The following is a 13,257-nucleotide window of genomic DNA, read 5'->3' on the forward strand; positions in this document are numbered from 1 at the left end:
GCGCTCAGGGCCGCCATTGCCCCGGGGTGACGCCGAGCTGGCGGACGAAGGCGCGGGTCATGTGGCTCTGGTCGGCGAAGCCGGCGCGCAGGGCCGCCTCCGCCAGCGGGTGGCCCGCGGCGATTGCCTGACAGGCCAGGCGCACGCGGTATTGCTTGAGGTAGGCGTGAGGCGGCGTGCCGACCTCGCGTCGAAAGCGGCGCAGTGCCGTGTACGGCGTGAGCCCGGCGATGCCGGCCAGTGCCGCCAGCGAGGGGGCGCTGACGGGGTCGTCGTGAATGCGCTCGAGCATGCGGTGCACGCCCGGCGAGGGCGCCACGGTCGCGGGAGCCTCGTGTGCGTCGTCGAGCAGCGCCGCGAACAGATCGGTGACGATCTCGGCGCCTTCGTCGGCGCCCGCTTGCGGCAGGTCCCGCAGCGCGGTGGTCAGTCGCCTCGCCAGCAACGGGTCCGCCAGCGCCGGGTGATGAAACTCGCGGGCGGCCATGTCGGCACCCGCGAGCCGGGCAACCACCGACGGTTCGACGAACATCATGCACCAGTGACGCGGAGCGTCGCGGAGCGGGATGCCGTCGTGGAGTTCATTGGGGCTCACCGTGATGACGTCGTTGGGGCCCGCCTCGACCAGGCCGCGCCCGCTCCACGAGCGATGCCCGCCGTCCAGCATCACGCCGATGCCGTACTGGTCGTGGGCATGGCGGGGGAAGCGACGATCCGAGCGGAGGTCGATCAGGTGGACGCCGGGCAGCCCGGCCGGCGTGTAGTGACAACGATGCATGGTAGGCCCGTCTCCCGTGCGTTCCGAGGGTTTCACTATCCGCACTGCCGGGCGACGGGGCTTGAACGAAATTGACGCTCGGTCTCAGAGGGCGGGCGTGATGGTGCCGCCCCTCAGCCGTCGAGTTCGCGGGCCGCTTCGAGCACTTCGTCGACGTGACCCTTCACCTTGACCTTGCGCCACTCGCGGGCCAGCTTGCCGTCCTTGTCGATCAGGAAGGTGCTGCGCTCGATGCCCAGGTGCTCCTTGCCGTACAGTTTCTTGAGCTTGATGACGTCGAACAGCCGGCACAGCGACTCGTCCTTGTCGGAGATCAGCTCGAAGTTGAAACCCTGCTTGGCCTTGAAGTTCTCGTGGGCGCGCAGGCCGTCGCGGGAGACCCCCAGGATCACCGTGTTGGCCGCGTCGAAGGCCGCCTTGTTGTCGCGGAAGGCTTCGCCTTCTCTGGTGCAGCCGGGGGTGCTGTCCTTGGGGTAGAAGTAGATCACCACCTGCTTGCCGCGCAACTCGGACAGCGTCACGGTGGTATCGTTGGTGGCCTGGGCGGTGAAATCGGGGACCGGCTCGCCGGGGCTGACGCTCATGGAAGGCTCCTCGAAGCATAAAGGGATCGTCGAGCATTACACGCAAGCCGCGTGCGACTGTAAAGCGCGAGGCGTTCGGGGCCTCTTCGCACCTGTACAGGCTCTGGCCGCCTGAGTACCATTTGTCCCCTGGCCCGGATATCGATAACGATGGTTTGCGCTGGCCCGGTCGAACCTGACCGGACGGGCGACTGACAGGAGAGCACCACAGGATGATCACAGGCAGCATCGTCGCGCTGGCGACCCCCATGAAAGCGTCCGGTGAGATCGATTGGGAGGCGCTGCGTCGTCTGGTGCGCTTCCATCTCGACAATGGCACCGACGCCATCGTCGCCGCCGGTACCACCGGCGAGCCCACTACCATGTCGTTCGCCGAGCACTTCGACGTCATTCGTACCGTGGTCGAGGAGGTGCACGGGCGGATCCCGGTGATCGCCGGCACCGGCGCCAACGCCACCTCGGAAGCGGTCGAACTCGCCCGTTACGCCAAGGAAGTGGGGGCTGACTACTGCCTCTCCGTCTGCCCGTACTACAACAAGCCGACCCAGGAAGGCCTCTATCAGCACTTCAAGGCCGTCGCCGAGGGCGGCGAGCTGCCGGTGATCCTCTACAACGTGCCGGGGCGGACCTGTTCGGATCTCTACAACGAGACCGTGTTCCGGCTCGCCGAGCTGGACAACATCGTCGGCCTCAAGGATGCCACCGGCAACCTGGAGCGTGCCGAGGAACTGGTCGAGCGTCTCAAGGGCAGCGGCTTCGCGCTGTATTCCGGCGACGATCCCACCGCCTGCGATTTCATGCTGATGGGCGGCCACGGCGACATCTCGGTGACCGCCAACGTCGCGCCGCACGCCATGCACGAACTCTGCGAGGCGGCGGTATCCGGCGACACCGAGCGCGCCCACCAGATCAATACCCGGCTGATGCCGCTGCACACCGCACTGGGCGTCGAGGCCAACCCGATTCCGGTCAAGTGGTCGCTCAACCGCATGGGCTATGCCGAGCAGGGCATCCGCCTGCCGCTGACCTGGCTTTCCGAGAAGTATCACTCCACCGTGGGCGAAGCCCTGCAGCTCGCCGGCGTCCTCGAGGACTGAGCCACGGCTCACGCACAAGAAGGTAGAAGCATGAACCCCATCTTCAAATGGATGCCGCTGGTCGTCGCCATGGGTGTGGTCGTGAGTGGATGCGGCCGTGACGGCTACTATTACGATCGCAACGACGAATACCGCAGCGCGCAGATGAGCGAGCCGCTCGAATTGCCGGACACGCGGCGCAAGAGCGACTTCCAGGACGCCATGCCGGTGCCGTCGGTGAGCAACGACTTCGCCGCCGAGGACGACTTCGAGGCACCGCGGCCCCAGCCGCTGGCCGGCGGCGAGAGCGAGGACGCGCCCTACGTCGAATTGCGCGAGGCCGGCAGCGACCGCTGGCTGCTGGTCAACGCCGCGCCGGGGAGTGTCTGGCCGCAATTGCAGGGCTTCGTCCAGAGTCGCGGCCTGCAGGTGACCCAGTTGAATGCGTCCAGCGGTCGCATTGCCACCGACCAGGCCGACTTCCGCATTCGTCAGGGGCTGCGCAGCAACACCAGCGAAGTCCGCTGCAGCGGGCCGGCGGCGACCGGCGGTCAGTGCCTGGCGGCGCTGCAGGGCTACCTCGACAGCAGCGGTGCCCAGGCCCAGGGCGTGTCGCTCGCCGCCCAGAAGCTCTCCCAGGAGCAGCGGGTTCGCCTGCAGCATCAGGACGGTCGCTGGCAACTGCTGCTGGCGCTGGACATGCAGCGCGCCTGGTCGGAGCTGCACTATCAGCTCGAGAACGACTTCACCGGCGACGGCCGCAAGCTGGTCGACCAGAATCGCAGCGCCGGCGAGTTCCTGATCGATTACAAGCCGCGGGACGAGGACGGCGGCTGGTTCGACTGGTTCGGCAGCGATCAGCCTCGGCGTTACCGGTTGAGCGTGACGCCCGCGGCGAACGACCAGACCCGGGTCACCGTGGCCGCCACCGACGACCGGACCCTGGACGACGGTGAAGCGCGCGAGGTGCTCGACGCGCTGGCAGCCACGCTGCGCTGATGAACGCCGATGCCGCGGCGCCGGATTCCCGTGCCCTGCGTTTCGCCTCGCTGGGCAGCGGCAGCAAGGGCAATGCCACGCTGGTCAGCGACGGCGAGACCCACGTGCTGGTCGACTGCGGCTTCGGTCTGCGCGAGACCGAGCGTCGTCTGGCGCGCTTCGGCCTGCATCCGCGGCAACTGGCGGCGGTTCTGGTGACCCATGAGCACGGCGATCACATCACCGGGGTCGGGCCACTGGCGCGGCGTCACGGGCTGCCGGTCTACCTGACCGCCGGGACCCTGCTGTCGCGGCGCCTCGGCGAGGTGCCGCGACACACCCTGATCGCCCCCCAGGCACGCTTCGCCATCGCCGGGCTGGAGATCGACCCGGTGACCGTCCCCCACGATGCCCGCGAGCCGGTGCAGTTTCGCTTTCACGCCCGACAGCGTTCGCTCGGCGTGCTCACCGATCTGGGCCACCCCACCGAGCACGTGGTCGCGAGCTTTCGCGGCTGTGACGCCCTGGTGCTGGAGTGCAACCACGACCCGCGCATGCTCGCCGAAGGCCCCTATCCACCGCGGCTCAAGCGGCGGGTCGGCGGCGACTGGGGCCACTTGGCGAATGCCCAGGCGCACGCCCTGTTGCGGCGCCTGGGACTCGACCGGCTGCAGGCGGTGGTCTGCTCGCACCTCTCGGAACACAACAACCGCCCCGACCTGGCCCGCGAGGCACTGACACCGCTACTCGACGGCGACGAGTCGCGGCTGGTGGTGGCGGCACAGGACCGGGGCTTCGACTGGCAGGCGGTGGCGTGACGGCGGGCTCGTCGCTGTCGGCGGCGGCCGGCCTTGGCTAACTTTTCGGGCAGGCAAGCATCCTGTCCCAGGCTCGACTTCGGAGATGGCTCCCATGGAAAAACGTGACGTGCTCTACGCCGGCAAGGCCAAATCGGTCTACCGAACCGACGATCCCGACCGCTTGATCCTGCACTTTCGCGACGACACCAGTGCCTTCGACGGCGAACGCATGGAATCGCTGGCGCGCAAGGGCATGGTCAACAACAAGTTCAATGCCTTCATCATGGGCAAGCTCGCCGAGGCGGGCATCCCCACCCACTTCGACGGCCTGGTCTCGGATACCGAGTGCGTGGTCAAGAAGCTCGCCATGATTCCCGTCGAGTGTGTGGTCCGCAATCGCGCCGCCGGCAGCCTGGTGCGCCGCCTGGGCGTGAAGGAGGGCCTCGAGCTCGATCCGCCGACCTTCGAGCTGTTCCTCAAGAACGACGCTCATCACGACCCGATGATCAACGAGTCGCTGGCCACCACCTTCGGCTGGGCGACGCCGGAACAGCTCGCGCGCATGAAGGAGCTGACCTTCCAGGTCAACGACGTGCTCAAGAAGCTGTTCCTGGACGGCGGCATGCTGCTGGTCGACTACAAGCTGGAGTTCGGCCTGTTCCAGGGCGAGATCGTCCTCGGCGACGAGTTCTCGCCGGACGGCTGTCGGCTGTGGGACGCCCAGACCCTCGAGAAGATGGACAAGGACCGTTTCCGCCAGGGGCTGGGCGGGGTGATCGAGGCCTACGAGGAAGTGGGGCGTCGGTTGGGTATCGCCTTCGACTGAGCGCAAGCATGACGTAGATGCACTGGAAGCGGCCCTCGGGCCGCTTCCTTGCGTTGCGGCTCTGGTCGGCGATCAGTCGCGCGGCGTCGCCAGGGCGACGATCTCGCCGACCAGGAAGGCAAGCTCGCCATCCGACTCGACGGCCTGGAAGCGCACGTCGACATCGCGCAGCGCCACGCCGTAGTGCCGGGTTTCCGCGCCCCGGCGGTAGGCGGGGCGCGGATCCTGGGCGAGCACCTGAATGATCAGCCGGCGCAGCGAGTCGCCGTCGTTGCGCGCATTCAGGCACGCCTCGGCGTCGGAGGTGAAGTGTACCGGCCGCTGCGGCGGGGGCGCCGGGGCGAACCCGGCCTCGGCCTCGGGGCGCGCCTCCGCCCAGGGCAGGTAGGGCTTGATGTCGAGCACCGGGGTGCCGTCGACCAGGTCATGGCCGCGCAGGTGCAGGCGCACGCCGCCCCGGGTCTCGATCCCGGCCAGCTCGACCAGCGACAGCCCCAGCCGGTTGGGGCGGTGGGTGCTGCGGGTGGCGAACACGCCGAGCCTGGCATTGCCGCCGAGACGCGGCGGGCGGACCAGTGGCGTCCAGCGCTCGGGACTGCGGTGAAAGACGAAGGTCAGCCACAGGTGGCTGACGCGTTCGAGCCCGCGTACCGCCAGGGGGTCGTCGTAGGGTGGCAGCAGGTGCAGCACGGCGTGCGCCTCGGCGGCCAGGCCGGGCTGACGGGGAATGCCGAACTTGTCGGGGTAGTCGCTGGCGATGCGCCCGATGGGGTGCAGCGCATAGGGGGCATCGAAGGTCGGATCGGGCTCGCACATGGGCGAATTATGCACGCCGCCGGCGGCGAGAGCGAGCCGACCGCCGACGGGCGAGACAACCGCATTCCGGCGTGTCGGGCGCCGGCCGGGCATGGCATGATGCCCGGGATGACGAACAGGAGAGGCCGACATGCGTGAACGGATTCGCTATCGCGAGGCGCTGCCGCGGGATGCAGCGGATCAGGCCGAAGTCTTCCATCACGCGGTGATGCAGGGCGCGGCGGGGCGCTACTCGCTGGTACAGCGCCAGGCCTGGGCCAGCGCGCTGCCACGCGAGGCTTCCGCCTGGGCCGCCCGTCAGGCGCTCTACGAGACGCTGGTCGCCGAGTGCGACGGGCGTTGCGTGGGCTTCGCCGAGCTCGATGTCCTCGACGCGCGTATCGAGACGCTCTACGTCTGGCCATCGCTGGCGCGGCGCGGCATCGGCGCACGCCTGCTCGAACTCGCCGAGGCGCAGTTGCGTGAACGCGGTGCCTCGCGGGCCCGCATCGAGGCCAGCCTGGTGCTCGCCGACGGTCTGGAACGCCGCGGCTGGCAGCGGCTCGGCGAGGAGTGGGTCGAGCGTCAGGGCGAGCCGCTGATGCGGATACGCCTGGAGAAACCGCTGATGTGATGGCCGAGCCGAGGGCGGCGCCATTCGGCCGCCCTGGGGCTCGGGAGGCAAACGGTCGGCTGTCAGGCGATGTCTAGCGCGTCTCGACCTGATCGACCCGCATCGACAGGTCGATCGCCTTGACGTCCTTGGTCAGCGCGCCGATCGAGATGCAGTCGACGCCGGTGGCGGCGATCGCCTCGAGGGTGGTATCGCTGACGTTGCCGGAGGCTTCCAGGGTCGCCTTGCCGGCGTTGCGCGACACCGCCTCGCGCAGGTCGTCGAGCGAGAAGTTGTCGAGCATCACCACATCGGCGCCGGCCGTCAGGGCCTGCTCCAGTTCCTCGAGATTCTCCACCTCGACCTCCACCGGCAGGTCGCTGGCGATGTGGCGTGCCTCGCGCACCGCCGCGGCGATGCCGCCACAGGCGGCGATGTGATTCTCCTTGATCAGGAAGGCATCGTAGAGACCGATACGGTGGTTGTGACAGCCGCCGCAGGTGACCGCGTATTTCTGCGCCAGGCGCAGGCCGGGCAGGGTCTTGCGGGTGTCGAGCAGGCGCACGCCGGTGCCGGCGACGCGGTCGGCATAGGCACGGGCGCGGGTCGCGGTGCCCGAGAGGGTCTGCAGCAGGTTGAGCGCGGCCCGCTCGCCGGTCATCAGGCTGCGTGCCGGCCCCTCGAGTTCGACGAAGACCTGATCGGCCTCGAGCCGGTCGCCGTCGGCCGCCTTCCAGTCGATCCGCACGCGGTGATCGAGTCGGCGGAACAGTTCGTCGACCCAGGCCACGCCGCACAGGATGGCATCCTCGCGGGTGATCACTCGGGCCTTTGCCCATTGGCGTTCGGGGATCAGCTGGGCGGTGATGTCGCCGGGGCCCACGTCCTCGGCGAGCAGGCGCGCGGTGCTGGTTCGGATCTCCTCGGCGAGGGCCTCGTAATAACGCATGGCTTGACTGGCTCTCCGGTGTGCGACAATGCCGCCATTATAGGGAATGGTGCGCCGCTTCGGCAGGGGAGAACGCAATGCAGATCGAGAATGGCTGGCTGGATGTGGCACGTCGGGTGCCTTCGCCCAACGTCAACGCCCGGCCCGAGGGCGAGATATCGGCCCTGGTGCTGCATTCGATCAGCCTGCCGCCCGGGGAGTTCGGCGGCGACGCCATCGAGGCGCTGTTCACCAACTGCCTGGATACCGGCGCGCACCCGTACTATCGCCGGCTCGCGGGGCTGCGCGTCTCCGCGCATCTGCTGATTCGCCGCGACGGCGAGGCCGTGCAGTTCGCCGCCTTCGACGCGCGAGCCTGGCACGCCGGGCGTTCGCGCTGGTTCGACGGCGTGCGCGAACGCCGCGAACTCAACGACTTCGGCATCGGCATCGAGCTCGAGGGCGACGAGATCCACCCCTACCGCGATGCCCAGTATCGCCGCCTGGCCGGTGTCGTGGGCACGCTCATGGCGCACTACCCGGGCCTCGACGCGACGCGCATCACCAGCCACGCGCGGATCGCCCCGCTGCGCAAGAGCGATCCCGGGCCGGCCTTCGACTGGGCCTACTTTCGTCAATGTCTCGCCGCGCAAGTGCCGATTTGTAGCTAGGCTACAACCTGCAAGGTGCGTGCGAGGCGCTCGCAAGCGCCTAATATTGCAGTGCAATGTGCGACATGGAATGGATTTCCATGTTTCGCGTAATTGGCAGGGAGCGGGGATTGCGGTATCTTCGTGGCCGGAATTTGTAACCTGACCATCATTGTCTGTAATACGGTTACAACCGCGAATTTTACGGAAAGACGACCCACAAGAAGGTCGGCCCGCACTGAAGAGCGCTACATGCCCCGCCGCCGATGTGGGGGGCAGACTGACACCCTATCTTCATTCGGAGAGACGTCTATGAGTCTGGAGGCAAGAGAAGATATCGATCCGACCGAAACCATGGAATGGATTGAATCCCTGGAATCGGTCCTGGATCGAGAGGGCGAGGAGCGCGCCCAGTACCTGATGAGCCGGCTGGCCGACCGGTTTCGTCGCGACGGCCGACAGGTGCCCTTCTCGGTCAACACCCCCCATCGCAACACGATCCCGGTGCACCGCGAAGCGCGCATGCCCGGCGATCTGTTCATGGAGCGCAAGATCCGCTCGCTGATTCGTTGGAACATGGCCGCCCAGGTCATCCGTGCCAACAAGAAGCACAAGGGGCTGGGCGGCCACCTGGCCAGCTACATGTCGAGCGCGACCCTCTACGAGGTCGGCTTCAACCATTTCTTCCGCGCCCCCAATGGTGACTTCAAGGGCGACCTGCTCTATATCCAGGGCCACGTCTCTCCGGGCATCTACGCCCGCTCCTTCCTCGAAGGGCGGCTGACCGAAGAGCAGATGGACAACTTCCGTCAGGAAGTCGACGGCAACGGCCTGTCCTCCTATCCGCACCCCTGGCTGATGCCGGACTACTGGCAGTTCCCCACCGTGTCGATGGGGCTGGGCCCGATCACCGCGATCTACCAGGCCCACGTCATGAAGTACCTCGACTCCCGCGGGCTGCAGCCGATGCAGGATCGCAAGGTCTGGGCCTTCCTCGGCGACGGCGAGTGCGACGAGCCGGAATCGCTGGGCGCACTGCACCTGGCCAGCCGCGAGAAGCTCGACAACCTGATCTTCGTGGTCAACTGCAACCTGCAGCGCCTCGACGGCCCGGTGCGCGGCAACTCGCGGATCATGGACGAGCTGGAAGGCGTGTTCCGCGGTGCCGGCTGGAACGTCCTCAAGGTGGTCTGGGGTCGTTTCTGGGATCCGCTGTTCGAGCAGGATTCCAAGGGCGTGCTGCAGAAGCTGATGGACGAGACCGTCGACGGCGAATACCAGAACTGCAAGGCCAACGGCGGCGGCTACACCCGCGAGCACTTCTTCGGCAAGTATCCCGAAACCGCCAAGATGGTCGAGAACATGTCCGACGAGGACATCTGGAAGCTCAACCGTGGCGGCCACGACCCCTACAAGGTCTATGCGGCCTATCAGGAGGCGGTCAGCAACGCCAACGGCAAGCCCACCGTGATCCTGGCGCATACCGTCAAGGGCTACGGCATGGGCGGTGGCAGCGGCGAAGCCGACATGGAAGCCCACCAGATCAAGACCATGGATACCGAGGCGCTCAAGGCGTTCCGCGACCGCTTCGCCATCCCGGTGACCGACGAGCAGCTCGACAGCGGCGTCATGCCCTACTTCAAGCCGGCCGAAGACAGCCCGGAGATGAAGTACCTGCACATGCGTCGCGAGCAGCTCGGCGGCTACCTGCCGGCGCGCAAGCACGACTTCGAGGGCATCGAGATCCCCGGGCTCGACGACAAGATGTTCGCCAGCCAGATCTCCGGTTCCGGCGATCGCGAAGTCTCCACCACCATGGCCTTCGTGCGCGTGCTCAACGGCCTGGTCAAGAACAAGGCCTTCGGCAAGCAGGTGGTGCCGATCATCCCCGACGAGGCACGCACCTTCGGCATGGAGGGGATGTTCCGCCAGCTCGGCATCTACACCTCCGAGGGCCAGAAGTACGAGCCCATGGATTCCGGCCAGATCATGTACTACCGCGAGGACAAGGCCGGGCAGATCCTCGAGGAGGGCATCACCGAGGCGGGCGCCATGTCGGCGTGGATCGCCGCGGCGACCTCCTACTCCAACCACCACATGCCGCTGCTGCCGTTCTACATCTACTACTCGATGTTCGGCTTCCAGCGCATCGGCGATCTGGCCTGGCTGGCCGGCGACATGCAGGCACGCGGCTTCCTGGTCGGCGGTACCGCCGGTCGCACCCCGCTCAACGGCGAAGGCCTGCAGCACCAGGACGGTCACAGCCACATCCAGGCCTCGACCATCCCCAACTGCCGCAGCTACGACCCGACCTACTCCTACGAGCTGGCGGTGATCATCCAGGACGGTCTGAAGCGGATGTATCAGGACAAGGAGAACTGCTTCTACTACCTGACCGTGATGAACGAGAACTACGCGCATCCGGAGATGCCCGAAGGTGTCGAGGACGACATCATCAAGGGCATGTACCTGCTGCGCGAGGTCTCGGGCAAGAAGGGCAAGGGCCATGTCCAGTTGATGGGCTCCGGCACCATCCTGCGCGAGGTCGAGGCGGCCGCCGAGATCCTCAAGGAGGACTACGGTGTCGGTTCCGACATCTGGAGCGTGCCGAGCTTCAACGAGCTGCGTCGCGAGGCGCTCGAGCTGGATCGCCAGGCGTTCCTCAAGCCCGAGCAGGAGCCCGCCAAGCCGCACATCACGGCCTGCCTGGAAGGGCGCAAGGGCCCGGCCATCGCCTCCACCGATTACATGAAGCTGTTCGCCGATCAGGTGCGCGCCTGGGTGCCCACCGATTACCACGTGCTCGGCACCGACGGGTTCGGTCGTTCGGACACCCGCGAGAAGCTGCGCCATTTCTTCGAGGTCGACCGTCACTTCGTGACCGTGATCGCCCTCAAGGCGCTGGCCGATCGTGGCGAGATCGACCGCAAGGTCGTCGCCGATGCCATCGAGAAGTACGGCATCGATCCGAACAAGCCCAATCCGCTGGTCTCTTGAGAGCGGTGATCTGCTGACCCGACGCCGGACGGGCTACGCTGAGACGAGGTGGCCCGCCTGGCGCCGAGCATGAATTGGAAGGAGCGCGACCTTGAGTAGCGAAATCATCAAAGTTCCCGATATCGGCGGCAGTGAAGACGTCGAGATCATCGAGGTGGCAGTGTCCGTGGGTGACGTCATCGAGCCCGAGGACACCATGATCACCCTGGAGTCCGACAAGGCCAGCATGGACGTCCCCGCGCCCAAGGGCGGCAAGGTCGTCAAGATCCTGGTCAAGGAGGGCGATACCGTCTCCGAGGGCGATGACATCCTCGAGCTGGAGGCCGAGGGCGGCGGCGACGCCGACCAGGACGAGGCGTCCTCCGAGCCGGCCGACAAGGATGAGGAACCCGCCAAGGACGACAAGGCCGACGAGAAAGACAGCGGCGGTCAGGCGGCGAAGAAATCCTCGGGCGGTGGCAAGCGCACGGTGGAGGTCAAGGTCCCCGACATCGGCGGCAGCGAGAACGTCGAGATCATCGAGGTGGCCGTCGCCGAGGGCGACGAGGTCAATGCCGAGGATGCGCTGATCACCCTGGAGTCCGACAAGGCCTCCATGGACGTGCCCAGCCCGCACACCGGCAAGCTGGTGTCGCTGGCGGTCAAGGAGGGCGACACGGTCTCCGAGGGCGACCTGATCGGCACCATGGAGATCGAGGGCGAGGGCGGCGACGAGACCGAGTCCGAGCAGGCCGCCGGCGATGACGCCGATGAGCCGGCCGAGTCGGCGTCGGCCCAGGACGACGATGCCGGGGACGACGAGTCCGCGGACGACGCGGGCGAGCCCCAGCGTCAGGAGATTCGTGTCCCCGACATCGGTGGCAGCGAGAACGTCGAGATCATCGAGGTCGCGGTGTCGGCCGGCGACGAGATCGACGAGGAAGACCCGCTGATCACCCTGGAGTCCGACAAGGCCTCCATGGACGTGCCCAGTCCCTACAAGGGCACGCTGGTCGAGGTCAGCGTCAAGGTGGGTGACACCGTCTCCGAGGGCGACCTGATCGGCTATGTGGAAGTGGCCGGTGCCAAGCCCAAGCCCAAGAAGGCCGAAGCGCCCAAGGGCGACGGCAAGCCGGCGGCCCAGGCCGAGAAACCGGCGGCGTCGCCGGCCGGTTCGCCGAGCCCCGAGGCGCAGATGGCCAGCGAGAAACCCCGCGACGGCAAGCTGGTCCACGCCGGCCCGGCGGTGCGCATGCTGGCCCGCGAGCTGGGCGTCGACCTGGCGCAGGTCAAGCCCAGCGGTCCCAAGGACCGCGTGCTCAAGGAGGACGTGCACGCCTACGTCAAGCAGGTGATGAGCCAGAAGCCGGCCGGCGGAGCGAGCGCGGGCGCCGCCCCCGCGGCGGGTGGCTCGGGCATCCCGCCGATCCCCGATCAGGATTTCAGCCAGTTCGGCGAGGTCGAAGAGAAGCCGATGGGCCGCCTGATGAAGATGGGCGCCACCAACCTGCATCGCAGCTGGGTCAACCTGCCGCACGTCACCCAGTTCGACGAGGCCGACATCACCGAGCTGGAGGCCTTCCGCAAGTCGATGAAGGCCGAGGCCGAGGCCCAGGGCGCCAAGCTCACGCCGCTGCCGTTCCTGATCAAGGCCTGTGCGCTGGCACTGCGCCAGTACCCGCAGTTCAACGTCAGCCTGAAGAGCGACGGCGAGACGGTGGTGCACAAGAAGTACGTGCACATCGGCATCGCCGTGGACACGCCGGACGGCCTGATGGTGCCGGTGATCCGCAATGCCGATCAGAAGTCGCTGATCGAGCTTGCCAAGGAGTCCGTGGAACTGGCCAAGAAGGCGCAGTCGAAGAAGCTCAAGCGCGAGGAGATGACCGGCGGCTGCTTCACTATCTCCAGTCTGGGCTCGATCGGCGGTACGGCGTTCACGCCGATCGTCAACGCGCCGGAAGTGGCGATCCTCGGGGTCTCCAAGTCGCAGACGAAGCCGGTATGGGACGGCCAGGCCTTCCAGCCGCGGCTGATGATGCCGCTGTCGCTGTCCTACGACCACCGTGCGGTCAATGGCGCCGATGCGGCACGCTTCACCGCGTATCTGGGTCAGGTGCTCACCGACATCCGCCGCATGCTGCTGTAACCGGCCGGCCTGTCCGGCGATACCGCGGCGGCCCGAGCGATCGGGCCGCCGTTTTTTATGCGTGCCCGGCGGTTCAGTGTCCCCGGTGCGTTGGTTATGCTGGG

12 protein-coding genes are annotated in these 13,257 nt (G+C 67.2%); 8 read left to right on the forward strand and 4 right to left on the reverse strand.

Annotated features, from left to right (window positions below; translation table 11 throughout):
- Positions 1 to 4 precede the first annotated feature (4 nt).
- Together KGR00_RS02205 and KGR00_RS02210 are read right to left on the reverse strand one after the other, a co-directional pair.
- Positions 5 to 778, reverse strand: coding sequence for an AraC family transcriptional regulator (locus KGR00_RS02205; protein WP_224417837.1), 774 nt, complete (start codon positions 776 to 778; stop codon positions 5 to 7).
- A 113-nt stretch (positions 779 to 891) separates the two neighbouring features.
- A complete protein-coding gene (locus KGR00_RS02210; RefSeq protein ID WP_224417836.1) occupies positions 892 to 1,362 on the reverse strand; it encodes a peroxiredoxin in 471 nt (156 codons plus the stop codon).
- 212 nt (positions 1,363 to 1,574) lie between these two features.
- Here KGR00_RS02210 and dapA point away from each other — a divergent pair, with 212 nt between their 5' ends.
- From dapA to purC, 4 genes are all read left to right on the forward strand, one after another.
- Complete coding sequence (gene dapA / locus KGR00_RS02215; protein ID WP_224417835.1) at positions 1,575 to 2,459, forward strand: 4-hydroxy-tetrahydrodipicolinate synthase; 885 nt, start codon at positions 1,575 to 1,577, stop codon at positions 2,457 to 2,459.
- 30 nt (positions 2,460 to 2,489) lie between these two features.
- Complete coding sequence (bamC, locus tag KGR00_RS02220) at positions 2,490 to 3,437, forward strand: outer membrane protein assembly factor BamC (protein WP_224417834.1); 948 nt, start codon at positions 2,490 to 2,492, stop codon at positions 3,435 to 3,437.
- Complete coding sequence (locus KGR00_RS02225) at positions 3,437 to 4,234, forward strand: MBL fold metallo-hydrolase (RefSeq protein ID WP_224417833.1); 798 nt, start codon at positions 3,437 to 3,439, stop codon at positions 4,232 to 4,234. Before bamC ends, KGR00_RS02225 begins: the two co-directional genes overlap by 1 nt.
- Positions 4,235 to 4,328: 94 nt before the next feature.
- Positions 4,329 to 5,042: a phosphoribosylaminoimidazolesuccinocarboxamide synthase gene (purC, locus tag KGR00_RS02230; RefSeq protein ID WP_224417832.1), complete on the forward strand. Its 714-nt coding sequence runs from the start codon at positions 4,329 to 4,331 to the stop codon at positions 5,040 to 5,042.
- Between the two features lie 72 nt (positions 5,043 to 5,114).
- Here the strand turns inward: purC and tsaA are convergent, their stop codons facing one another.
- Positions 5,115 to 5,858 carry a tRNA (N6-threonylcarbamoyladenosine(37)-N6)-methyltransferase TrmO gene (tsaA, locus tag KGR00_RS02235; protein ID WP_224417831.1) on the reverse strand — a complete coding sequence of 248 codons (744 nt, stop codon included), beginning with the start codon at positions 5,856 to 5,858 and terminating at the stop codon, positions 5,115 to 5,117.
- 130 nt (positions 5,859 to 5,988) lie between these two features.
- Between tsaA and KGR00_RS02240 the strand changes: the two genes are divergently transcribed.
- Positions 5,989 to 6,471, forward strand: a complete 483-nt coding sequence (locus KGR00_RS02240) for a GNAT family N-acetyltransferase (protein WP_224417830.1) — start codon at positions 5,989 to 5,991, stop codon at positions 6,469 to 6,471.
- Between the two features lie 73 nt (positions 6,472 to 6,544).
- On the opposite strand, the gene nadC is transcribed toward KGR00_RS02240, so the two are convergent.
- Positions 6,545 to 7,399, reverse strand: coding sequence for a carboxylating nicotinate-nucleotide diphosphorylase (gene nadC / locus KGR00_RS02245; protein ID WP_224417829.1), 855 nt, complete (start codon positions 7,397 to 7,399; stop codon positions 6,545 to 6,547).
- Positions 7,400 to 7,476: 77 nt separating this feature from the next.
- On the opposite strand from nadC, the gene ampD reads away from it, so the two are divergent.
- The 3 genes from ampD (at position 7,477) to aceF (ending at position 13,153) form a co-directional block, all read left to right on the forward strand.
- Positions 7,477 to 8,049 carry a 1,6-anhydro-N-acetylmuramyl-L-alanine amidase AmpD gene (gene ampD / locus KGR00_RS02250; RefSeq protein WP_224417828.1) on the forward strand — a complete coding sequence of 191 codons (573 nt, stop codon included), beginning with the start codon at positions 7,477 to 7,479 and terminating at the stop codon, positions 8,047 to 8,049.
- A gap of 291 nt (positions 8,050 to 8,340) precedes the next feature.
- Positions 8,341 to 11,025, forward strand: coding sequence for a pyruvate dehydrogenase (acetyl-transferring), homodimeric type (gene aceE, locus KGR00_RS02255; RefSeq protein WP_224417827.1), 2,685 nt, complete (start codon positions 8,341 to 8,343; stop codon positions 11,023 to 11,025).
- A gap of 91 nt (positions 11,026 to 11,116) precedes the next feature.
- Positions 11,117 to 13,153, forward strand: coding sequence for a dihydrolipoyllysine-residue acetyltransferase (gene aceF / locus KGR00_RS02260; protein ID WP_224424107.1), 2,037 nt, complete (start codon positions 11,117 to 11,119; stop codon positions 13,151 to 13,153).
- The last annotated feature ends 104 nt before the right edge of the window (positions 13,154 to 13,257 follow it).

The sequence above is a fragment of the Modicisalibacter sp. MOD 31.J genome (assembly GCF_020147985.1).
In the GTDB taxonomy this organism is placed as follows: Bacteria; Pseudomonadota; Gammaproteobacteria; order Pseudomonadales; family Halomonadaceae; genus Modicisalibacter; species Modicisalibacter coralii.